The following is a 19,566-nucleotide window of genomic DNA, read 5'->3' on the forward strand; positions in this document are numbered from 1 at the left end:
GCGCCTACCTGCGAAAACGCGGCATCGCGTGCGTCATCCCCGAACGCACCGACCAGATCAGCGGCCGCCGACGACGCGGCGAGAGGCTCTGCCGCTCGACACCACCGCCTACCGGCGCCGCAACGTCATCGAACGCTGCTTCAACAAACTCAAGCAGAACAAAGCCCTCGCCACCCGCTACGACAAACGAGCCTGCCACTACAAAGCCCTGGTCACCATCGCCTGCCTACGACTCTGGCTCCCCACCGACATTGCGGACACACCCTAAGCCCGGAACGCCCCGGGATGCGTCTGCTCCCGTACGGACACGTACTGCTGGCGTACGGCCTGGCCCACGGCGAGTTCGTCACCGGGCTCCAGCACCTGAGCGACCGGGCCCTGCCAGACCGGCGGGTTGCGCGGGTCGAGGGTGCCCTGCGAGACGCCGAGGGCCCAGGCGGCCTGGCGGGCCGCGCCGAGCGCCGCGTAGTCGGCGGGCCGCGGCACCACGACCGGCGCGCCGAACAGGCCGGGCGCCACCGCCTGCACGGCGGGCAGCTCGGCGGCCGCCCCGAGCAGGAAGATCCTGCGTACGTCGACGCCGCGCCCGCGCAGCACGTCGAGCGCGTCCGCGAGCCCGCACAGCATGCCCTCGAAGGCCGCCCGGGCCAGGTGCTCGGGCCGCATCGACTCCCGGCGCAGCCCCGCCAGCGTGCCCGCCGTGTGCGGCAGGGCCGGCGTGCGCTCGCCCTCCAGGTACGGCAGCAGGACCAGCCCGTGGGAGCCGGGCGTCGACTTCATCGCGAGGTCGGACAGACCCTCCAGGTCCGGCACGCCGAGCAGTTCGGCGGCGCCGCGCAGGGCCCGTACGGCATTGAGGGTGGTGACGACCGGGAGGTGCATGCCGGTCGCGTCCGCCAGCGAGGTGATCATGCCGGTGGAGTCCACCAGCGCCTCGGGGTGTACGGCCATCACGGAACCGGAGGCGCCGAGCGACACCACCGCGTCGCCGAGCCCGATGCCGAGCCCGAACGCCGCCGCCATGGTCTCGCCGGTGCCGGCGGATATCAGCAGCCCCTCGGGCGTCGTCCCCGCCGCGTCGGCCGGGCCGAGCACCTCGGGCAGCGCGGCCTGGTGGCCGAGGGCCAGCTCGATGAGGTCGGGGCGGTAGGCGCCGGTCGCCGCCGACCAGTAGCCGGTCCCGGAGGCGCCGCCCCGGTCGGTGGTCCGGCGCGCCGGCCGCCCGAGCAACTGCCACACCAGCCAGTCGTGGGCCTGCATCAGCATGGCGGTCCGGCGCGCCGCGTCCGGCTCGGTCCGGTTCAGCCAGCGGAGCTTGGTCACCGGGTGCGCGGCCTGCGGGACGCTGCCCACGGCCTGCGCCCACGCCTCGCGCCCGCCGAGCGCGTCGATCAGGTCGGCCGCCGCGACCTGCGCCCGCTTGTCGCCGCCGACCAGCGCGGGCCGCACGGTGTTGCCCTGCACGTCCAGCGGGACGAGCCCGCCCGCCTGCGCGGACACGCCGATGGCCTGCACGCCTTCGAGGAGGCCGCCGCCGGCGGCCTCGCCCAGGGACAGCAGCCAGGCCTGCGGGTCCACGTCGGAAGGACGTCCGCCGCTCTCGGCGCCGTCCAGCGGATGCGGCGCGTAGCCCTGCCGCAGCACGGAGCCCGTGTCCGTGTCGCAGACGACGATGCGAGTGAAATCGGGCGAACTGTCCAGCCCGGCGACTATCCCCATGCCGGAAATTCTGCCGTACGCGTGGGGGTCGCGGCGCCGGGCGGGTGCACGGGGTCCGGCGGGGCCGTTGAAACCCCTGGTGCCAGGGGGACGAACTCCCTGCCGCCGGGGGCCGGTCCCCTGGGGCCGGACGAGCGAATCCCCTGGTGCCGGGGAGACAGACCCCTCGGACCCAGGGGAGCGCGTGGGTGTCACGGGCGACACGGGTGGCACCGGCGGCACGGAGGTCACCGGCGGGTGTCACCGGTGCCGCCTGGCGACATGGAGGGGCGTCAGGTGTTGCTGGTGCCCCAGTCGTCCTGTGCCGTCCCGTTCGTGTTCCGCGACCGCAGCGAGCGGACCCGGTCGGTGACCGAGTCGGGGACGCGGTCGCCCACCTTCTCGCTCACCGTGTGGAACGCCTTGCCCGCGATCGCCCGGCCCTGCTGGGCCGCGGTCTCGGCGGTGTTGCGCACCGCCGGGTTCTGCGAGACCTGGCGAGCGGACTTCCTGAGCTGCTCGTACCGCTCTCGCCCGGCGCGCGTGCCGAGCACGTACCCCAGGGCCAGTCCGGCGACGAATGTGAGCTTGTAGCGCATGACAGCCACCCTTCCCTTGCGTCGGCATCGGTACGGAGGGAACCGATTGGCGGAGCACCCCCCTGCTTGCGCTAATGTATGTGTCGCAGCGAGCGCACGCCCCCTGGCGAATACCCAGGTAGATGCGTTCGATGCAGCAGAGACGATCCCCTGTAGCTCAATTGGCAGAGCAGCCGGCTGTTAACCGGCAGGTTACTGGTTCGAGTCCAGTCGGGGGAGCTCGGTCTCCTGTAGCTCAATTGGCAGAGCAGCCGGCTGTTAACCGGCAGGTTACTGGTTCGAGTCCAGTCGGGAGAGCAACGGAAGAGGACCCCTCAGGGGTCCTTTTTCATGTCCGGCGGAACCGCTCGGAGCATGCCGAAGTCTTCATGGTCATGCGATGCCGACCATCCGAAGCAGGAGATCGTATGAGCGGCTATGCTGCGGCAGACGGCGCGCACAAATGTGCGCGGCGCGCCGTAACGGGGCGGTAGCTCAGCCGGTTAGAGCAGCGGACTCATAATCCGTCGGCCGTGGGTTCGAGTCCCACCCGCCCCACGCAGGCATCGCCGGGGAGAACCGTTTCTACTTGCATAAACGCGAGAGCGGGGGCCGCCACTCCGCAGTGGCGGCCCCCGTTCGATCGTTCGGACCAAGATCCAGGGGACACACGGGGGACACGGGACAGGAGACGCTTTACGCGGCCTTCTGTCGCCTGGTCGGAGCCTTGCGGGCGGTCCGGGTCACAGCCGGGGGAAGCCCCGTCGGCAACTCCCACTCCGCAGCGTTCGGAGACTCGGTTCGGGCGACGGTGAAGCGCACGGGCGAGAAGTCGGCCCGCTGCTCCTCCGGGTTACTGGTCGTTGAAGTTCTCCACCCGGACCAGCTCCAGCTCGTTGGCGGTGGAGTGGTCCCGTATCCACCTCACGGACGCGTTGGCGGCGTCGTCCTGGCCCCGGCCTGCGAGGCTGATCACGCCGAGGGCGTCTGCTCCGGGCTGCGGCTGTGCGCCAACGGCCCAGGTGTCGCCTGACTGCCGCGCGCCGTGAGCGAAGAAGACGGCGACACCGTTCTGCCAGGCTGACTCGGGGATGGCCAGGGCGGTGCGCTCCTCGAAGGGGATGTCTCGGGGGACGACGGCCATGACCGACTCGGCCTCGGCTCGCATCATCTCGGGCAGGACAGCTGGTGTAGGTGTCGGAGGTGATCTGGCGCGAGGAGTGGGCCCAGCTTCTCTTGGACCACCTTGATGTCGTGGCCCGCGAGCAGGGCGAGGGTGGCGACGAGGTGCCGCAGGTCGTGCAGCGGACCGCTGGCAGGCCGGATAGCTCCACCAAGCGAGCGAAGCGCCGCGATATCCAGTCGGGGTGCAGCTCCTCGCCGTTCTCGTGGACCCAGACCCGGCCGCATTCGACATAGGCGCCCCCCACTCCTGTGGCATCCGGTCCTGCTTCGCCCGGACGTTGACAAGTTGTCGCCGGACTCCAGGCTCGGGGACAAGGTGCGGTCAGTGTCGGCCTTCGGCGCTTCGCCGAGCAGCTTGTAGGCGACCTCCACAGTCTGCTGGGAGATCCGCAGCCACAGGGCGTCGGTGCTTACCTCGGTTCACGGAAGAGCGGCCATCTCCCCGCGTCGGGGGCCGAGAAGATGACGCTGTGGCACAGCTCGTAGAGCCAGTCGTCCATGACGAAGTCGAGGAACTCGCTGGTGAGCTGTGGCGTCCAGACCATGACCGGGCCGGGCTTCTCGCCCGTACGCTTCCAGTGCTCGATGCGCTCGGGCGTCCAGATGAGAGGCTTCGGCCGGGTGGCCGGCGGCAGCTCCACGAAGTGGGCCCAGTTCCTGGCGCCCAGACAGCGGCAGATCGCGCTCCAGCTCTCACCCAACGCCATCGCGGGCCAGGACGATCCGGCCATCCTCAAGAGCTGTACGACGAGCTGGAGAACGTGGAGTGGCGGTAGTACACGGGCCTGGACGACAAGACCCTTGACCTGCTGGAGAAGGTGGACGTCGCCTCCCTGGGCGAGTCGAATCTCGACTTCGCGAGCGTGCAGTTCATGTTCCTGCCCGCCGAACTGGAGCGCGCCGAGGTGGCGTTCGACGCGGCCCGCTCCACGGCGACGGCGGATGAGCGGTGGGTGGCCGGGCTGGAGCAGTACGAGCCGGTGCTCGCTGCGCTGGAGACGTCGCGGGTCGCGTACAAGATCGGTAACCCGGCGACGGCGCTCGGCGTGATCCTCGCCGTGTTCGAGAGGCACCTGGGCGAGCTGGCCGAGGGCTGGTTCGACGCGGAGGCCGGGGAGCCGACGAGGTCGGGGACGGCGCCGCTGGAGTCGGTGTTCGGGGTGCGGGATCTGCCGGTGGGGACGGCGGCCGTTTTACGGGCGGCGAACGGCCGGATGGTGCAGGACGGCACCGTGCCCGCCGACGAGCCGTGGAGGGCGCTGGAAGTCCTGGCGGAACGCTAGAGCGCCAGCTCCTGCCACAGGGCAGTTGCTGCTTGGGTCAGAATCGGAATCCGAAGAGGCCGCCATCGTCGAGTCGGTCGGTCAGGTGGGGTTCGCGAACGTAGGGAGCAGCATTGAAGCCCTGGCGGGCGGCCTTGTCGAGGTCGTCGCTGTTGAACGTGGCGATGTACTGCATGTTCTCCTCCTCGGTGACGTCGGCTGCGAGCTGGAGGGCGGCTGCCAGCTGGCGGTCGTCGACGCCGTCGAAGAGGTGGCTGTCGTGAATCAGGAAGTCGGGCCCGCGGTGATGCCGGTGCGCGAGGACGGCCACAGTGAGGTCGAAGCAGAAGATGACCATGCTGCTGATGCCGCGGCTGTCATCGCTGTGGATGTGGGGTCGGATCTGGAGGCTGTTCGGGCCGGCTTCAATGGCTAGGTATGCCTCGCGGCCCTGGCCGTAGAGGCGTTGGGCGTACTGCGAGAACAGCAGGGTTGCTTCGCTGGTGTGCTCGAAGCGTTCGTCGAGGTCGGTAGAGACTGCCTGCTGGAGCTGGAGGCGCTGCGTGGTGATCTGCCGGGCGCTGGCCTCAAGGGTCTGCGCGGCGTCGTAGCGGTGACGTAGTGCTTCCAGGGTGGCTTGCTCGCGGGCCATGGCCTGCTGAAGAGCGGTGAGTGCTTCCAGTGCGCCACCGTCGTTCAGGACATGTAGAAGGCGCGCCTGTTCCTCGCCGAGACGGCTTCGCTCGGTTCGTCGGGCTTCGAGGCGATCGGTGATCTCTGCGATCTCCGCGTCCAGGAACCGGCGGCGGTTGCGGACGACAGAGCGGTGAAAGTCCTTGACCTCTTCAAAACGTCGGCGCACCTGCTCGTTGAGCACGACCCGCAACTCCTCGTACACCGGTTCCAGGTAGGTGGTGTCGACGTCGGTGGCCTCAGTGATGGCTTGCTGGAGCTCTTCCAGGTTGTCGCGGTCGATCACATCGTCCTGGGACAGCTGCTTGATACGACGGGCGACGTCGTCCGCCTGTTCCTTCACGCGCTCGTACTCCGGGACGACCTGGAATTCGGCGATCTGAGCCCGAAGCCGGTCCACCTGGCCCTGTGCTAGAGCGATCTGCCCGCGCAGGTCGGCGATACTGCCGACGATGCGGCCCCAGACCGGATCGTTGACCGCCTTGCGCAGCTGGGTGCGGGTTGCCTTGCGCGCGGCGAGCTCTCGGTAGCCGTTGGCGAGCTGCCAGTCCAGGCCGAGGAGGTAAGCGAGGTTGGTGGTGGCATCGACCTCCGCTTGTCGCGCGAAGGTACGTGTCGCCTCGTTGAAGCCGTGGGAGGAGGCGCGCCTAGCGAGGAAGGAGAGCAGAATGCGTCCACTGACGCCGTCGTGCTCATCCCCGAGGTGGAACAGGTCCCGCTCGATCAGCCGGTTCCACGTCTCCACGGAGAGCTCGGCAAAGTCGTCACCGAGGTCGAGGGCCATGGGCTCATGGGCCTCGGCGTCGGAGATGTCGGGCGAGATGCGTACGACGTTGGGACGGCCGCCGGCGCGCCACACCTTGAGGGAGTCCACGTTCGGCCAGGACATCTCCAGACCAAACGTGATCTCGCGCAGCGGCTTCCTCGCTGCGAGAGATGTCTTTGTGACGCGTCCGCCGAGCAAGAAATGGATGAGTTCGATCAGGCTCGATTTCCCGGCACTGTTGCGGCTGTCGGTGATAGCGGAACCGCGAAGGCGATCGGCAACCACGAGGTTGAGCCCGGGGGTGAACACCGCGCCCTTGAAACGTGGGTCGTCAGCGTCCAAGCGCCGCAGCATCGACACTCCTTGCGACTAGGACGTCCCTGCGCAGCTCGACTGCGCCTAGGCTGTACAGGACGTCTAGGGCCAGTACGAACCAGGCGAACGATACCGGCGCGTGATGACCGTGGTCCGTCCGCCACTTCCTCAACCGGGCCCATGCCTGACTGACCGAGCGGGGCTCGTCGAGCTGTAGGAGGATCTGCGCTCCCACGGCCAGGAGGGCCCGGTCGGGAGCGATGCCCTTCGTCGGGGTGATCATGCCGGGATCCCCAGCGGCCCAGACCATTCGGGAGGGGGTGCTTCGAAGATGTCGCACCGTTCGAAGAAGTGCGCGAGAACCACCCAGGCCGCGCGCTGTGTGCGAGGAGGCACGCTGCCGTTGCCCAGGACGTACATCTCCAACTGCCACAGCACGTCTTCGGGATCAGGAAAGTCGCGGCGGACCTGCTCGTAGTACACGCGAAAGCCCTGGGCGACCTCATCGTGCTCCACGGCCCGCAGCGTGCCGGCGTAGAACGCCTCGACCAGGTGGCTTTGCCGCATTCCGCGAAGCAGATCCTCGCGGGCCTCTTCCTGGATCCGGTTGAAGTCGAACTTGCGCGGGTCCACCTCGGCCAGCGGCATCAACGGATCTGCCGCCCTGCGCTGGTCGCGCAGGTGCTTGAGAAGTGGCGCAAGGTCTTCCATGCCGATGCCGTGTACGACCGGCTGGATTGGTATCTGGCAGCCGAGCACATCCTCGGCCAGGGCGACGTCCAGCTGCATGCACTCGTGCCACAGCTTGCGCGAGCCCATCTGCTGGAACTGCAGATTCGGGTGGGCACGCTGCTGATCGGACAGCTCCGTCGCGATCTCGGGGTGCATGCCGCGGCGGTCATTGTGGACGAACACGAAGGTGTTGAACTGATTGCGCCGCTTCGCCAGGGCCTTGGTGAGGTCAGACCTGATCTTCTGCCGGATTTCGGTCGCGCTTACGGTCTGGGGTGCGTAGCTGGCGTACAGCTTGGACTCGTGCAGCATGAGCCCGTCAGAGCCTTGGTCTCCGAGCTTGCCGTGGGTCCTGACATCCAGGAACTCGGGATAGCGGGCGCACATCAAACGGTGAAAGAACGCTTCGAACGTGGTCTCGTTCAGTTCGGCCATCAGCTCAAGGAACTTGAGCCTGGCGTACATTCTTTGTTCGTACTGCATATCCCCCCCCGAGCGTTCCCGTGCAGAGTAGCGGTCACTGATCGCTACCGGTAGTCGCCTGAATGATCTTTCAGAGGACGCGTGGGCTCGGCCTTCACGCCATCTGCCGGTCAGTATGCGTCGGGCAGACCGTGAGAAGTAACACCGCAAGGTGGGCCCCGGCCATGCAACTCAAAGCGAGTGGGCGGTGGAAGGGAGCGTGACGCTACAGGCGGTTGGGGCGCTCTGCATTCTCGTGGCGCTGGTGGGGGGCGGCATCAAGATCAACGACTTGGAGATCCCGCGGTTGTCGCGGGCGCGTACCGCGTGGCTCGTGACGGTGGGAGTCGCCTTCGTCGGGCTGGGCTTAGCGGCCACACTCAGGGCGGTGTGATCGGCGACCGCATGCAGGTGCGGCCGCCCTTCGGTAGTCGGGGACCGAAGCGCCTGCATGGCAGGGGGTGCGGACTGCGGCACCCGGCGCCTGACTCTTAAAACTTGACGCACACCCCCGAGTGAGTTGCTTAATTGGAGATACAGAGGTCGCGGCATCGTCTTACGACGTCGTGACGTGGACGAGGGCCGCCCCCCGGTTGGACCCCAGGAGCGACCCTCGTCGCGGTTAGTCGCCGCTACAAGAGCGGGCGATGGCACAGATCAGGACTGCAATCCTGATCATGAGCGTCGCCCGCTCGCGGCGTTCCTGTGCGCGTCCATTCACCTCCTCCTTCCTCTTGTTGTGCTTGCGGGGTCGTGCGTGCTTGGCCACCTGTTCCTCCCTCCCGGCATGGCCAATGGGTGAAGCACTGAGCACGGCAATGCCCAGCAGGAGGAACAGCGGCGAACTACTGCGTGATCCTAGGCGGTTGGAAGTCGCCACGTACGGGAGTGCCTTCCTCCGTGAGTCTGTGTGCCACGAGTTGGGAACTGACATGCTGAACTGGTCCGCCTGACGGGTGGACTTGGTGACTACGGCTGGATGGGCGGGGGCTGCGCAGCCGGCCCGGCTGGCCGGCGGCGGTGCCGACTCCGTTCACTGAGCGCGCTGTTAGGGGAGCCGGGCGCCAAGATCGTTCGTCGCGAAGCTAAGGAGAGCGAGGGAGTGCGGGCGAGTGGCTTACGAAGAATGGTCGCTCATGTGCGGGACGACCATGAAGGCGGGTGCGTCCTGGGTGCTCCAGTCGCCGCAGGCAAGTCCATCCTGGTAGAGCTGTCTGCGCCGCTCAAGTCGTGGGGGAAGCCGGTGAGCGCGCCCGTGACGCTGCTGGACGGACAACATCGTGTCCGGCAGGTCCTCCAGGTCCGGGGAGAACGGACTTTGTACCATCCCGGGCTCGATGAACCGGTGAAGCTGTTGTTGCGCCCGGATCCCTATGCGCCCCGAGGCTACGAGCCCGGCAGACGAACGGGGCGCGCTATCGGATGCTGTGCAGACGAGTTGAGGGTGGGGAGACCAGGGGTACGGATCAGATCTGCCATCAGGCGGAGGTCCAGCGGCGCGTGCGGAGTTCGGCGGCCCGGGAGGCGGTGATCTTGCGGAGTCGCGGTCGGTGTGAGAACCCCGAGTGCTTGCTACCGGATCTTCCGTACTGCACAAGTGCCGGGACCGCACTCCTGGAGGTTGACCATATCGATGATCACGCCGGCGGGGGTCGCGATCACCCTGCGGCGATGATCGCACTGTGCCCGAACTGCCACAGCAACAAGACGCGTGGAGCCGAACGAGCCGTGCTGACCGAACATTTGCGCAAGGTGGCCGGTGCCCTGCACACCGCGTGGGCGGCTGTCCCTGCCGGCAGGGGTGCCGTGGTCAGGTCGTGGGCTGAGGAGAACCTGCCGGAACGGGCACGATGACGCCCTCAGGAAGGTCTCCATTGAGGGCGGCTACGGCTCGCTCGAATTCCGCGAAACTGCGGGTGACGGTGAGGACTCGCCAGCGGCGAGTGAAGAAGATGTTCTGCACGGGTCCTGCCAGAGCTGACAGCCGCTCCGCCTTTGTCTCGACGGTGCGCTCCGAGAGGACAACGGCTCGGGAGAGGGCGACGAACCGGCCGACAATGGCGCGCCCCCGTTCTGTGGCGTAGCCCAGGGCGAAGGTCTCCACGTTGTCCACCATGTAGCGGGTGGCCTCGTCAAGCTGCTCGACCCACCGGTCACGCTCGGCGTTCAGCTTCTCCGCGAGGGCAGGGCGCTGCTCCGCCAGGGCCGCGGGAATCGGTGTTTCGCGGAGGCGGGCAGAGGCCGACAGGATGGCGAGCACACGACGGCTGAACTCGTCGCGAGCTTGATGCGCGAGGCTGATGCGTTTGTTGCGGGCTTCCAGGCGTGGGGTGATGACGAGGCCGATGAAGAGGGTCGTCACTGCTGGGAGCAAGATGGCGCTGATCCACGTGGGCATGGGGCGATTCTGAGGTATGCGGCAGCTGCTGGTGAGCGGTTGGGCGGACTATAGGCTGGTGGGTGGCGCGGGGCCGATGTCCGGAGGAGTCCGTGGGCCTGCGCTAGTTTGTGATCGATGCGTGGTCGTGGCTGAACTACAAGCCTGTGATGGCCGAGGCCGGGAGGCCGGGCAGCTGTGCGTTCCCGGAGCTGGCCCAGATGTGGGTGCCGCCGCAGGAGTTGCGGCGGCTGGCCGCATGCAAGGTGTTTGCGTTCTACGACAACAACCAGGCTGGCCAGCTCGCTGCGTTCGGTGGCGATGCCACCGCGTTGGAGCGGCGGGAACTGGGCGATGCGTCGAACCTCGTGGACACGGCCCTCGGCTACCTCCTCGGTTCCGAGCAGAAGGTTGCGGTCGAGGGCGCGGAGCACGCCGACGAGCAGACACCGACGAAGGAGCTGCTGACGCTTCGCGTTCAACAGGCGGAGCGGGCGGCGGCTCTGCTCGGGGACAGCGTGATGGTGCTGGCGTGGAATCCGAAGAAGCAGCGGCCGACGGCGGGGGTCTACGATCCGGGGCTTTTCATCCCGCAGTGGGACGAGGAGGATGACGACTTCCCGACTCGGGTGCATCTGGCCTGGTAACTGCCCGCGGACTCCGCCGCGGGGGTGAAAGCCAGGGTTCGGCGGGTGACCTACGAGCTGGGGCCGATCTCTGAGGACAGCATGGTTGGCGGACGGTGATGGCAATGTCGTTGAAGTGCCGGTCGGGATGGTCGGGTGTAGGACCTGGGCCTGCGCCACGATGTGCATCCCGAACTCGCGAGCCCAGCGGCCGAGCTCTTCGCTCACCGCACCGTTGAGGGTGATGGCGCAGGTGCGGGCGTAGGCGGCGTGGTCGAGGTCGTGGATCTCGTCGGTGAACCCCTGGAGCGCACCTTCGGGCAGGACGACGAGGCGGACGGGGTGGTCCAGGCCGCCGAGGGCGACGGCGGTACGGGTGAGTGAGCGCACGTGGTCCAGATTGGTGGCGATGTCGTCCCGGTCCTGGATCTCGATGATCTCTGGGATGAGCCCGACCGCGGTGTACGGGTTGATCGTCATGGGATGTGGCCTCCTTGCCCGGTCGTCATCCTGTGGTGACGGTTGGACAGGGCCTGACCAGCCATTATGTCGCTTCAGCATAGTTGAAGACGATGAAGGGCGATTTCCGTATCCTTTAACAGAGGGCGGTTGCGTTAAAGGATCGCGGCTGAATGACACGTAAAACACACCCTGATCCACGTGGATCAACTAAGCTCTGGGTACACGGAAAGTCTTAAGAGTCATCTGACCGCCAACAGTTGGCTCCCCGAGCAGCGCCCGCCACAGCTTTGGTTCCTGCCGCCCAGTCCGTGAGGATGCCCCAACGCAGACGGCGGAGCCCTGCTCCGCGTTGCGGAGCAGGGCCCACTGGGGTGTGGCCCTTCAGCGGCCGGCGACCATGGTGATACAAGCACCATGGTCGTCGGCTAGGTCAGAGCGTTGAACGCCCAGATCGCTGCCTCCGGAGAGGCTTCTACCACCTTGGTGGCCAAAGCCGAGATGAACCCGGCGAAGACGATCAGGGTCAGTTCGCGCCGACCGAGCCTGCGGACCAGTTCCCGTAAGTGCCTCAACGTCTGCCACCTCCTCATCGCCCCGGACCCGTTGTCCGGGAACAGAAGTGGCGGAGGTGTAACACCGTGTCGGCAAGAGCCAGGTTACGCGCGCCACGCGCGTGGGGTGACCGGTTCGTGGAAATCATGCCCGGAGGACGGAACGACGAGTGTCGGACCGTCTGGCTAGACTGATTGGCAGCGCGGGGGCGCGCTCTGGAGGAGATGTATGGTCCGGCCCCCTGCCGCCTCGCCGTCCTGTCGGCCACCGCTGTGACGGGCGGCCGATCTACCCCATCCTCGGTGCCTCCTCGGAGGACGAGACGAACGACCAGCTTGATGACGCCAACGATGACGGCGAGCAGGAGCAGCAGGTCACGCTCTCCCAGGACCGGTTGGGCAAGATGCTCACCCGGGAGAAGTCGCAGGGTGAACGCGCCGCCTTTAAGCGGCTGTTGTCTGCCTTCGGGTTCGAAAACCCGAAGGCGCTGACGGAGTTCGTGACGGCGCAGCGGGAGGCCGAGCAGGCTGCGCTGTCGGAGGTCGAACGCCCGCGAACAGGTAGCGCAGGAGCGTGAGTTGCAGGCGGCACGCCGGGAGGAGCTGGCCGCCGAGCGCGAGCGGGCGGCGCTTCGCCGGGCCGCGCTGGTGGCTCTCGGCGCGGAGGTGAAGCGTGGTGGACCTCCCGCGAGGGCGCACTGCCGCCGCTGGGGCAGAAGCTCGTCGTCTCCGAGCAGGAGCAGATCCTGCTGGAAGCGTCGCACGGCAGCGATCAGGACCGGCTGATCGAGCTGCTGTACCACGACGTGGAGCGGCACGTCGAAGCCGTCCGCTCCCGGCTGGAGCTGGCGGCCGGCGATGTCCTCGCTGACGGCAAGTTCGAGCTGGAGCAGGAGAACGGGCTCACGCTCGAAGTCGACTGGAACGTGCCGTTGGAGAACCGGCCGGTCGCCTGTATCCCGTGGTCGGACCCGTCTTCCAACCCCGATCGCGCACGAGTTGCGGTGGATTCAGCAGCTCGACGACATCGGGGCCCCGGAACCGGAGCTGGTGCTCACGAGCCGGAAGGCGTCTTCGTACCTGGCGGCGAACAACGCCTACAGCGCGGCGTACTGCGGGTCGGTGTCCCCGTCGACCACGCCAACGCTGACCCCCAGCAGATCAACGTGGTGCGCGGGAACTAATAGCTTCCGCCGATCACGTTCTACAAGGCGCAGGTGCGGGTGGACGGCAAGCCCCGCAAGGTGCTGCCTGAAGACCTGTGGATTCTCGTGCCGCCGGAGCGGGAGCAGTGGGACCAGACCATGTACGGGATCACCGCCGAGGGCCTGGTCCTCTCGCGCGGCACGAACTCTGAGATCGTCCGCGAGGACGCGCCGGGCCTGATCATCACCCGCGGCGTCCAGGACGACCCCGTCCAGATCTGGACCAAGGGTGCTGCGGTCGCGATCCCGGTAGTACGGCGGACCGCCACCGCGAAGCCTTCAACACCGCCACCGATTACCACGCCGTGGAGGTCAGCACCTACCGCGGACAGCTCCTCGCCCGCTACGGGACTATCGACATCATCGGCGGAGCCCTGGCCGACCTCCGCAACGCCCCCCACATGGACGAGATCGCCGCCCGCATCATCCTCGGCCTTCAGGACACCCAGACCCGAGACGCCGCTCTGTCCACCGGCGACGAGAACGACCTCCCCGCCGAACGGCAAGTGTGGGGCCACCTTGCCCGACGCTGCGTCCTCTCGCACACCGAAAGGCCCCGCGGGTCCTCACCCTCCTCGGCTGGGTCGCCTGGCGGCAGAACGCCACGGTCACCGCCAGCCACACCTTCTCGGACGCCCTCGACAATGACCCCCACTACCGGCTCGCCAAACTCCTGCTCGAAGCCATCCGCACCGAGTGCGACACGGACGGGTTCCTGGCAATCAGCCGCGAGGCCGCACAGCGATTCGTTGAGGGCCGCGCCGACCTCGACAACCTCTAACCCCAAACACACAGCGGCCCCGGCAGTCTCGCCGGGGCCGCTCCTCATCCCGGAGACCTCAGGTCCACCCCTACCTGCGAACCGAGCGGCACAGTCGCCCACCGCACTGTCTACATGCCGCACTTCCGCGACAAGATCACGGACTCCCGCCCGATCTGGGGCATCGAATGGGGACACCTCGGATTCGCGCATCACACGCCACCGCAGGGACGTGGTTGATCCTCACGGCCAATACAAACGTGAGCCGGCGGTCTGCGGCTCGATATCTGCTGGAGACGTCACGGTGTAACCGAGTTCTCTCAGTGTCTCCGCGGCTGACTCGTGGGCGTCCCTCACCGCCGCTTTCAACTGCAGAATCCGCCAGTGTCGCAGGTGTGCCTCGATCATCTTGTCCCACCCTGGCTGAACATCAATGGCGAACTCGCGCTCCAAAAGGAGCAGCACGTCCTCCAGGGCCGGGCGGAGCCGGTGCCCCCCGACCGTGAGGTGCATCTCTGAGAGCCGTGGCAGCCGTCGTTTCCTCAGCTTGTCCCGCGGTCGACCTTTGCGCTCGGCGAGTCGGAGTAGGTAGGCCATCTCGTCACGATGTGCGTGGATGTGGAGATGGGCACCGGGAGGCTCGCGCCACGACCGTTCGTACTCGTAGCGCAAGAGTGGATCTGACTCGCCCTCGAAGTACAGATGAACATGGGTCTTGTCGACAGCCAGGTACCGGTTGGCTCGGTCCCAGCACAGGAAGTGCTGCACGTGGAGGCTGAGGCAACGTTCACCGTTGATGTGCACCGGGATGCGCATGCTGCGGTGGTCGGTGGCGAGCGGTGCGACACGGACCCTGGTGCCGGAGTTGTGCACACTGAAGGCTGGCGCGTCGGGCCCGAGAACCCCGCGGACCAGCTCAGTCAGCTGGTCCGCGAAGTCGGTTGCCTTGTCGTCGAGGGCAGGATCGTCAGCACTCACCTTCGAGAAGGTAGTCGATCCCCTCGATGGTGTGCCAAACATCCATTTCGGCCTGGCTCAGACTGTAGGTCTCGGCCCTGTCACGAAGCTCGTCGTAGCTCATGTGGATCTCGGCCAGCAGTACTGCGCGCTGCTCCCGCAGTTCTGCAGGCGTCGAGCGAATCATCGTTGTCATCGTGCACCCCCAGTGCGTCGGAGCCAGTAGAGCAGAAGCCACTGACATCGACGCTACGGGAGCACCGGAGATTCGCCAAGACGGGGCTGACCGGCCCAGCAAGTCCACGTCCTACCAGGGGCGACCCCATACGCGCCGCCGGACTGGGATCGAGGAGCGGGGCAGGCTCGGAGCAGCACCGGGCGGTGGCTACGACCTCGCCGTGGAGCCGACTAGGAGGAACGACCCGGTCACAGCGTGATGTGCTGCCGCTCGAATTCGCGGCACGGAGGCGGCGCGCTGCGGTGGAGAACGGCGGCTGACCTGCGAAAAGCTGCTCCGCTCCACCCCCGGGCACAGGGGCGGGAGCCCGCTTCGCCGGTAGCATACTCCGCTGCTCGTGAGTTCAGAACCTCGACTTCCGTACTGCGCAACCTGCTGGGATGCAGTTTCTCCCGCTCATCGCCAGGTGCTCGGAGGACTCTCAGGGGACAGCCAGGGGACGGAAAGACCCGGAAGGATCAGGAAGGCCGACTCACGACCAGAACAGTTGCAGGTCTCTGACCTGCGGAAACAGGAAGATCGAGGTAAAGTCCTGTACCGTTCGGAAGATTCGCAAAGGACTCATAATCCGTCGGCCGTGGGTTCGAGTCCCACCCGCCCCACGCAGGCATCGCCGGGGAGAACCGTTTCTACTTGCATAAACGCGAGAGCGGGGGCCGCCACTCCGCAGTGGCGGCCCCCGCTCATTCGTTCAGTGGATCCGGGTCGGCCGGCCCGCGTACTGGCGGTAGACCTCGACGGTGTGATCGACCATCCATCGCGTCAGTGACACCGGTCCTCCCATTTCGGCGGCCACCGCAGCGTCGACGTCCGCGCGCCCGGCTTTGGTGACCCGAGATGAGCGACGGTCACCAGGCGACGGGCCCCTGGTCGTCGGTGAACGTGCCGGTGGGGCCGTCGGCCGGGATCGTCGCCATGCGGACAGCCGACGCGGCTCCCTCGGCCGGTGTGCCCACGCCGCGGTGGTCGTTCAGGTCGGTGGCGACGAAGCCGGGGCAGACCGCGTTGACGAGGATGTTCTCGGAGACGAGGTCACGGGCCTACATCATGGTCACCGCGGTCAGCGCGGTCTTGGAGGGGACGTAGCCCAGCGCGATGGGATCGCGCTTCACCGCGCTCTGCGCTTCGCGCACCGATCAGGACGGTGTGGCCGAGCGCGGCGAGCTGGGCCGCGATCTCGCGGCCGATTCCCTTGTTGCCGCCGGTGACCAGGCCGATCGTGGTGAGTGGCCTGTTACCAGGGGAGGGGGCCGTCGTCGCCGGAGAACGTGCCGGTCGGACCGTCAGGTCCGATGAGCGCCATCCGGACGATGTGCCGGGCGCCTTCTTCCACGGTCTTCGTGCCCTGGAAGTTGTTGAGGGCGGTCGCCGTGAAACCGGGGTCCGCGACGTTGACCTTGATGCCGGCCGGCTCCAGGGCGGTGGCGAATCCGAGCGTGGCGGCGTGCAGCGCGGACTTCGAGGTCGGATAGATGCCGAACATGGAACGCTGCGGGTTGCTTTCGTCGGCGTTCAGCGTGAGTGAGCTGCCGGAGCTTCCCACGTTGACGATCCGTGCCGCCGGGGCCTCGCGGAGCAGCGGAAGCAGCGCCTGCGTCAGCGCGATCGGCCCGATGACGTTCGTCTCGAAGAACCGGCGGACGACGTCGAGCGGCACCTCGGTGAGCAGCCCGGCGCGGGCACGCTCCTCCAGCGGGGTGGCGGCATCGCCGACGAACGAGATGCCGGCGTTGTTGACCAGCACGTCGAGGCGGCCGAACTCGCTTCGGATCCGCTGCGCGGCGGCCGCGATCGACACCTCGTCGGTGACGTCGAGCCGCACCGCGTGGGCGTCCCCGTCGATCTTGGCCGCGGCGGCCTCACCGCGGCTCAGGTCCCGGGAGCCGACGAGCACGGTGTAGCCGTGCCCGGCGAGGTCCTTCGCCACCTGCCGGCCGATACCGGCGTTCGCCCCGGTGACCAGGGCGACGGGAGTGTTGTGCATGGGGCGTGCTCCTCTCGGCGGGCCGGTTGCCCAGCCCTCGGGGCGGGTCTCGGCGGCTACTTGGATTCGACGCGGCCGAAAGCGTCGGGGCCTGTGGCGAGGGCGTCCTGTGCCGTCCGCCAGGCGGTGTTGTCCGCGTCGAACGCGGTGAGCAGGTAGGCGGCGGTCAGTTCGGCGACCGCGGCCACCCGGTCGGGGCTCTCGTCCGTGGTCTCGACGCTGTCGTGGCCCTGGATCCCGCCGAAGAGGTGCTCACCGTCGAAGACGGTCAGCAGGGTCTTGGGCCCGGGGGCCAGGTGGTACGGGTCGGCGTGCCAGTCCGGCCCCATGGTCGTCCAGTGCTGGGAGTCGTCCTTGTCGCCGGCGACGACGAGCGCGGGCGTGGTCATCGTGGTGAGGTTCATGGTGCGGAAGACCGGCACCCGGGAGGCCGCGAACCCGTTGAAGGTGTCGCCGCCCCGGCCGGTCGCGCCGATCAGCACGCCTTGCGTGATCCGGGGCTCCAGGAGGTCCACCTCCTCGTCCGTGTCGAGGTCGGTGATCCGGGCGCCGAGGAGGAGTTCGGCGGTGAAGCCGCCGAGGGAGTGGCCGGCCACCGCGACCTTGCCGCGGTCGACGCGCCCGGCGAGCTGCGGCACCGCCCGCTCGATCTCGTCGAGCCGGTCGAGAACGTGGCTCATGTCCTCGGCGCGCGAGCGCCAGAAGAAGGGTGCGCCGGGCTCTTCGGCGACCCGGTGACCCAGCCGGGGGGCGCTGAGGTGGTTGGGCTGGATCACGACGAAGCCGCGGGCCGCCCACACCTTGGCGAGGGGGAGGTAGCCGTCGAGCGAGGACAGGCCGTAGGCCCCGCCGTGGCCGTGCGCCAGGAGGATGACCGGCAGGTCGGTACCGGTCAGGGGCGCGGAGACACGGACTTCGAGGTCCAGGGGGCGTCCGGGCACGGTCAGCGTGATGGGGCTGACCGACATCACGGGCGGGGCGGTGGGGTGCAGGTAGGTGTCGGCGACGGAAGTCCACTCGGGCATGGCGTTTTCCCTTCGATGGCCTCCGTGGCCGGTCTCGGCGCGGAGGGCGGGCGGGAGAGGTGAGAACGTCCGGGCCGGGCTGAGGCCAACCAAGCGGAACGTTGCTCCATTTACGATACGGAGCATCGCTCCGTATTGCAACCGGAGCGGCTCGCCCCGCCTGGGCGGCCTGCCGTGGGGGAGGGGGTGTGGCGTCCGGCGATGCGGCGCGGCGCCTTGTCCGTGCCGGGCATCGGCCCTCCGCTATTGCGCGGGCTTGCTAAGTGGGGTAAAGTCCGTTTACGTCGACTGGATGGTCCCATGCCCGTCGATCGCGGCCGGCGTGACCTTCCCCTGAGTCGCGAGCGCCGATCCACCACCTGTGGCTGTGAGGCCGGCCGGTGCTCGGGGCGACAGGCCGGCCGCGCTGGAGCGCGGCAGGGGTGTCCGGCTCGCGCAACGCGAAGTCAGCCACGTTCGATCACCAGTTCAGTCCCGTATTCATCAAGGAGAACCCCATGACCGCCACCGTAGAAACCGGCCTGTGGCAGCTCGACGCCACCCGCTCCGTCGTCGCCGTCAGCCACGTGACGATGTGGGGGATGGTCACGGTGAAGGGCGCGTTCGGCAGCGTCACCGGTGAGGGTGAGGTCCGCTCCGACGGCACCGTCAGCGGCGCCGTGACCCTGGAGGCCGCCTCTCTGGACACCAAGCACAAGAAGCGCGACGAGCACCTGCGCAGCGCCGACTTCTTCGACGTCGAGCACTACCCCACCCTCGTCTTCGCGGTCCGTGACGCCGCGTTCCGCCCCAACGGCGTCGTCGAGGTCGAAGGCCAGCTGACCGTACGCGGTGTCAGCCGCCCGCAGACCGCCACCGTGAAGGTCGCCGAGTCGGACGCGGACGCGGTCACGCTCACCACCGAATTCACCGTCGACCGGGACCAGTTCGGCATGGGCTGGAACCGGCTGGGCATGATGCGTGGCCTGACGACGGTGACGTCGACGCTCCGGTTCACCCGCGCGTCTGCCTAGGCGGCGCGCTCCGCGTCGGCCTCGGCGGGACCGCGCCGCCGCTTCGGGCGGGAGTCCGAACCGCGCCGCCGCTTCGGCCGCCAATTCCAGACCGCGCCGCCGCTTCGCGCGTAAATCAGTGGCGGCCGGCGATGGAGGTGTTCGCCGGGCCGGTGGTGACGTCGCGGGCGTTCGGCGTCTCGTACGGATCGGGGTCCAGGCCCCAGCCGAGTACGGGGGCGGGGTGGATGCGGATCAGCGCGGCGTCGAAACCGGGCTGAGGCGGCTCGCCGGCGAGGAGTTCGGCGGTGCCGCGGATCTCGACGCCGCGCGGAATCCAGCGCGTGGTCGAGGTCGGGTCGTCAATCCCGTCGCCCGAACCGCCACGCCCGTCGCGCCCCGACGGTGAGCTGGCCGTCCCCGGCACCGCACTCGCGAAGAGCGGTCGCGTGTGCCCGGCACTCGCCAGAGCGCAGACAGACCACGGACAGACCGCAGATGAAACAGCCGGTCGTCCCCAGCACGGAGGCAGGAAGAAAAATGGAGTTCGGGATATCGAGCATCGGTGACATCACGCGGGACCCCGTCAGTGGTGTGCTCGTTTCGGAGCATGAGCGGATCCACGCGCTGATGCGGATCGCCGTGCACGCCGAGGAGGCCGGCTTCGACGTCTTCGCGGTCGGCGAGCATCACAACCC

General features: G+C 67.9%; 22 protein-coding genes, 3 tRNA genes and 3 pseudogenes. 12 read left to right on the forward strand and 16 right to left on the reverse strand.

Annotated elements, in window-relative coordinates:
- Window positions 1-268: pseudogene (locus AB0912_RS34240) on the forward strand (transposase); the annotation flags it as partial.
- On the opposite strand, the gene AB0912_RS34245 reads toward AB0912_RS34240, so the two are convergent.
- Both AB0912_RS34245 and AB0912_RS34250 read right to left on the reverse strand, forming a co-directional pair.
- Window positions 265-1,719, reverse strand: coding sequence for an FGGY family carbohydrate kinase (locus AB0912_RS34245; protein ID WP_366706922.1), 1,455 nt, complete (start codon window positions 1,717-1,719; stop codon window positions 265-267). The pseudogene AB0912_RS34240 and the gene AB0912_RS34245 overlap by 4 nt on opposite strands.
- 272 nt (window positions 1,720-1,991) lie before the next feature.
- Entirely contained in the window at window positions 1,992-2,297 is a 306-nt protein-coding gene (locus tag AB0912_RS34250; RefSeq protein WP_366706924.1) for a YtxH domain-containing protein, read from the reverse strand.
- 146 nt (window positions 2,298-2,443) lie between these two features.
- Between AB0912_RS34250 and AB0912_RS34255 the strand changes: the two genes are divergently transcribed.
- The 3 genes from AB0912_RS34255 to AB0912_RS34265 all read left to right on the forward strand — a co-directional run bounded on the left by AB0912_RS34255 (window position 2,444) and on the right by AB0912_RS34265 (window position 2,834).
- Window positions 2,444-2,516, forward strand: a tRNA-Asn gene (locus tag AB0912_RS34255).
- Between the two features lie 5 nt (window positions 2,517-2,521).
- Window positions 2,522-2,594 (forward strand) — tRNA-Asn (locus AB0912_RS34260).
- A gap of 166 nt (window positions 2,595-2,760) precedes the next feature.
- Window positions 2,761-2,834: transfer RNA gene (locus AB0912_RS34265), tRNA-Ile, on the forward strand.
- Window positions 2,835-3,129: 295 nt separating this feature from the next.
- Here the strand turns inward: AB0912_RS34265 and AB0912_RS34270 are convergent.
- Together AB0912_RS34270 and AB0912_RS34275 are read right to left on the reverse strand one after the other, a co-directional pair.
- Window positions 3,130-3,447: a hypothetical protein gene (locus tag AB0912_RS34270; protein WP_366706926.1), complete on the reverse strand. Its 318-nt coding sequence runs from the start codon at window positions 3,445-3,447 to the stop codon at window positions 3,130-3,132.
- Between the two features lie 424 nt (window positions 3,448-3,871).
- Window positions 3,872-4,192 (reverse strand): hypothetical protein, encoded by a 321-nt coding sequence (locus tag AB0912_RS34275; RefSeq protein ID WP_366706928.1) that lies wholly within the window; start codon window positions 4,190-4,192, stop codon window positions 3,872-3,874.
- Between the two features lie 87 nt (window positions 4,193-4,279).
- Between AB0912_RS34275 and AB0912_RS34280 the strand changes: the two genes are divergently transcribed.
- Complete coding sequence (locus AB0912_RS34280) at window positions 4,280-4,744, forward strand: hypothetical protein (RefSeq protein ID WP_366706930.1); 465 nt, start codon at window positions 4,280-4,282, stop codon at window positions 4,742-4,744.
- A gap of 37 nt (window positions 4,745-4,781) precedes the next feature.
- Here AB0912_RS34280 and AB0912_RS34285 read toward each other — a convergent pair whose 3' ends face one another.
- Genes AB0912_RS34285 through AB0912_RS34295 form a run of 3 tightly spaced genes read right to left on the reverse strand, consistent with a single transcriptional unit; the run spans window position 4,782 to window position 7,694 of the window.
- Complete coding sequence (locus AB0912_RS34285; protein WP_366706932.1) at window positions 4,782-6,536, reverse strand: ABC-three component system protein; 1,755 nt, start codon at window positions 6,534-6,536, stop codon at window positions 4,782-4,784.
- Entirely contained in the window at window positions 6,514-6,807 is a 294-nt protein-coding gene (locus AB0912_RS34290; protein ID WP_351451198.1) for an ABC-three component system middle component 6, read from the reverse strand. Before AB0912_RS34290 ends, AB0912_RS34285 begins: the two co-directional genes overlap by 23 nt.
- Window positions 6,777-7,694 carry an ABC-three component system protein gene (locus tag AB0912_RS34295; protein WP_366706934.1) on the reverse strand — a complete coding sequence of 306 codons (918 nt, stop codon included), beginning with the start codon at window positions 7,692-7,694 and terminating at the stop codon, window positions 6,777-6,779. The genes AB0912_RS34290 and AB0912_RS34295 overlap by 31 nt, the downstream gene beginning before the upstream one ends.
- 217 nt (window positions 7,695-7,911) lie before the next feature.
- On the opposite strand from AB0912_RS34295, the gene AB0912_RS34300 reads away from it, so the two are divergent.
- On the forward strand, window positions 7,912-8,085 hold the full coding sequence (locus AB0912_RS34300; protein ID WP_366706936.1) for a hypothetical protein: 174 nt from the start codon (window positions 7,912-7,914) through the stop codon (window positions 8,083-8,085).
- 723 nt (window positions 8,086-8,808) lie between these two features.
- On the opposite strand, the gene AB0912_RS34305 is transcribed toward AB0912_RS34300, so the two are convergent.
- A complete protein-coding gene (locus AB0912_RS34305) occupies window positions 8,809-9,018 on the reverse strand; it encodes a hypothetical protein (protein WP_366706938.1) in 210 nt (69 codons plus the stop codon).
- Between the two features lie 95 nt (window positions 9,019-9,113).
- Here AB0912_RS34305 and AB0912_RS34310 point away from each other — a divergent pair, with 95 nt between their 5' ends.
- The gene (locus AB0912_RS34310; protein WP_366706940.1) at window positions 9,114-9,545 is read left to right on the forward strand and encodes an HNH endonuclease signature motif containing protein; all 432 of its coding nucleotides are present in this window, start codon (window positions 9,114-9,116) and stop codon (window positions 9,543-9,545) included.
- Here the strand turns inward: AB0912_RS34310 and AB0912_RS34315 are convergent.
- A complete protein-coding gene (locus tag AB0912_RS34315) occupies window positions 9,502-10,089 on the reverse strand; it encodes a hypothetical protein (RefSeq protein WP_366706942.1) in 588 nt (195 codons plus the stop codon). The two genes, AB0912_RS34310 and AB0912_RS34315, sit on opposite strands and share 44 nt — an antisense overlap.
- 149 nt (window positions 10,090-10,238) lie before the next feature.
- Here AB0912_RS34315 and AB0912_RS34320 point away from each other — a divergent pair, with 149 nt between their 5' ends.
- A complete protein-coding gene (locus AB0912_RS34320) occupies window positions 10,239-10,715 on the forward strand; it encodes a hypothetical protein (RefSeq protein WP_366706944.1) in 477 nt (158 codons plus the stop codon).
- Window positions 10,716-11,581: 866 nt separating this feature from the next.
- On the opposite strand, the gene AB0912_RS34325 is transcribed toward AB0912_RS34320, so the two are convergent.
- Entirely contained in the window at window positions 11,582-11,728 is a 147-nt protein-coding gene (locus AB0912_RS34325; RefSeq protein WP_366706946.1) for a hypothetical protein, read from the reverse strand.
- A gap of 149 nt (window positions 11,729-11,877) precedes the next feature.
- Here AB0912_RS34325 and AB0912_RS34330 point away from each other — a divergent pair, with 149 nt between their 5' ends.
- The 3 genes and pseudogenes from AB0912_RS34330 (at window position 11,878) to AB0912_RS34340 (ending at window position 13,693) form a co-directional block, all read left to right on the forward strand.
- The gene (locus AB0912_RS34330) at window positions 11,878-12,285 is read left to right on the forward strand and encodes a hypothetical protein (RefSeq protein WP_366706948.1); all 408 of its coding nucleotides are present in this window, start codon (window positions 11,878-11,880) and stop codon (window positions 12,283-12,285) included.
- A 75-nt stretch (window positions 12,286-12,360) separates the two neighbouring features.
- Window positions 12,361-12,891: pseudogene (locus AB0912_RS34335) on the forward strand (major capsid protein); the annotation flags it as partial.
- Between the two features lie 529 nt (window positions 12,892-13,420).
- Window positions 13,421-13,693, forward strand: coding sequence for a DUF4192 family protein (locus AB0912_RS34340; RefSeq protein ID WP_366706950.1), 273 nt, complete (start codon window positions 13,421-13,423; stop codon window positions 13,691-13,693).
- A 222-nt stretch (window positions 13,694-13,915) separates the two neighbouring features.
- Here AB0912_RS34340 and AB0912_RS34345 read toward each other — a convergent pair whose 3' ends face one another.
- The 5 genes and pseudogenes from AB0912_RS34345 to AB0912_RS34365 form a co-directional block, all read right to left on the reverse strand.
- Window positions 13,916-14,650, reverse strand: coding sequence for a hypothetical protein (locus tag AB0912_RS34345; protein WP_366706952.1), 735 nt, complete (start codon window positions 14,648-14,650; stop codon window positions 13,916-13,918).
- Window positions 14,640-14,816, reverse strand: coding sequence for a hypothetical protein (locus AB0912_RS34350; protein WP_338137696.1), 177 nt, complete (start codon window positions 14,814-14,816; stop codon window positions 14,640-14,642). The genes AB0912_RS34345 and AB0912_RS34350 overlap by 11 nt, the downstream gene beginning before the upstream one ends.
- A gap of 1,206 nt (window positions 14,817-16,022) precedes the next feature.
- Window positions 16,023-16,154, reverse strand: a pseudogene (locus AB0912_RS34355) (hypothetical protein); the annotation flags it as partial.
- A complete protein-coding gene (locus AB0912_RS34360) occupies window positions 16,102-16,851 on the reverse strand; it encodes an SDR family NAD(P)-dependent oxidoreductase (RefSeq protein ID WP_366706954.1) in 750 nt (249 codons plus the stop codon). The pseudogene AB0912_RS34355 and the gene AB0912_RS34360, both read right to left, overlap by 53 nt.
- 56 nt (window positions 16,852-16,907) lie before the next feature.
- The gene (locus tag AB0912_RS34365; RefSeq protein WP_366706956.1) at window positions 16,908-17,876 is read right to left on the reverse strand and encodes a chlorophyllase; all 969 of its coding nucleotides are present in this window, start codon (window positions 17,874-17,876) and stop codon (window positions 16,908-16,910) included.
- A 497-nt stretch (window positions 17,877-18,373) separates the two neighbouring features.
- Between AB0912_RS34365 and AB0912_RS34370 the strand changes: the two genes are divergently transcribed.
- A complete protein-coding gene (locus AB0912_RS34370; RefSeq protein WP_366706958.1) occupies window positions 18,374-18,889 on the forward strand; it encodes a YceI family protein in 516 nt (171 codons plus the stop codon).
- 115 nt (window positions 18,890-19,004) lie between these two features.
- Here the strand turns inward: AB0912_RS34370 and AB0912_RS34375 are convergent, their stop codons facing one another.
- Window positions 19,005-19,295, reverse strand: a complete 291-nt coding sequence (locus AB0912_RS34375; RefSeq protein WP_366706960.1) for a hypothetical protein — start codon at window positions 19,293-19,295, stop codon at window positions 19,005-19,007.
- Window positions 19,296-19,566: the final 271 nt, after the last annotated feature.

Origin of the sequence: Streptomyces sp. NPDC007084, assembly GCF_040703595.1 — a bacterium.
In the GTDB taxonomy this organism is placed as follows: domain Bacteria; phylum Actinomycetota; class Actinomycetes; order Streptomycetales; family Streptomycetaceae; genus Streptomyces.

Excerpts from the sequence above, each read along its gene's own strand:
- AB0912_RS34285 (WP_366706932.1), bottom strand. The coding sequence starts at position 6,536 with ATGCTGCGGCGCTTGGACGCTGACGACCCACGTTTCAAGGGCGCGGTG.
- AB0912_RS34245 (WP_366706922.1), bottom strand. The coding sequence starts at position 1,719 with ATGGGGATAGTCGCCGGGCTGGACAGTTCGCCCGATTTCACTCGCATC.
- AB0912_RS34370 (WP_366706958.1), top strand. The coding sequence starts at position 18,374 with ATGACCGCCACCGTAGAAACCGGCCTGTGGCAGCTCGACGCCACCCGC.
- AB0912_RS34360 (WP_366706954.1), bottom strand. The coding sequence starts at position 16,851 with ATGCACAACACTCCCGTCGCCCTGGTCACCGGGGCGAACGCCGGTATC.
- AB0912_RS34315 (WP_366706942.1), bottom strand. The coding sequence starts at position 10,089 with ATGCCCACGTGGATCAGCGCCATCTTGCTCCCAGCAGTGACGACCCTC.
- AB0912_RS34270 (WP_366706926.1), bottom strand. The coding sequence starts at position 3,447 with ATGATGCGAGCCGAGGCCGAGTCGGTCATGGCCGTCGTCCCCCGAGAC.
- AB0912_RS34250 (WP_366706924.1), bottom strand. The coding sequence starts at position 2,297 with ATGCGCTACAAGCTCACATTCGTCGCCGGACTGGCCCTGGGGTACGTG.
- AB0912_RS34310 (WP_366706940.1), top strand. The coding sequence starts at position 9,114 with ATGCTGTGCAGACGAGTTGAGGGTGGGGAGACCAGGGGTACGGATCAG.
- AB0912_RS34290 (WP_351451198.1), bottom strand. The coding sequence starts at position 6,807 with ATGGTCTGGGCCGCTGGGGATCCCGGCATGATCACCCCGACGAAGGGC.
- AB0912_RS34350 (WP_338137696.1), bottom strand. The coding sequence starts at position 14,816 with ATGATTCGCTCGACGCCTGCAGAACTGCGGGAGCAGCGCGCAGTACTG.
- AB0912_RS34305 (WP_366706938.1), bottom strand. The coding sequence starts at position 9,018 with ATGGTACAAAGTCCGTTCTCCCCGGACCTGGAGGACCTGCCGGACACG.
- AB0912_RS34320 (WP_366706944.1), top strand. The coding sequence starts at position 10,239 with ATGGCCGAGGCCGGGAGGCCGGGCAGCTGTGCGTTCCCGGAGCTGGCC.
- AB0912_RS34275 (WP_366706928.1), bottom strand. The coding sequence starts at position 4,192 with ATGGCCGGATCGTCCTGGCCCGCGATGGCGTTGGGTGAGAGCTGGAGC.
- AB0912_RS34365 (WP_366706956.1), bottom strand. The coding sequence starts at position 17,876 with ATGCCCGAGTGGACTTCCGTCGCCGACACCTACCTGCACCCCACCGCC.
- AB0912_RS34295 (WP_366706934.1), bottom strand. The coding sequence starts at position 7,694 with ATGTACGCCAGGCTCAAGTTCCTTGAGCTGATGGCCGAACTGAACGAG.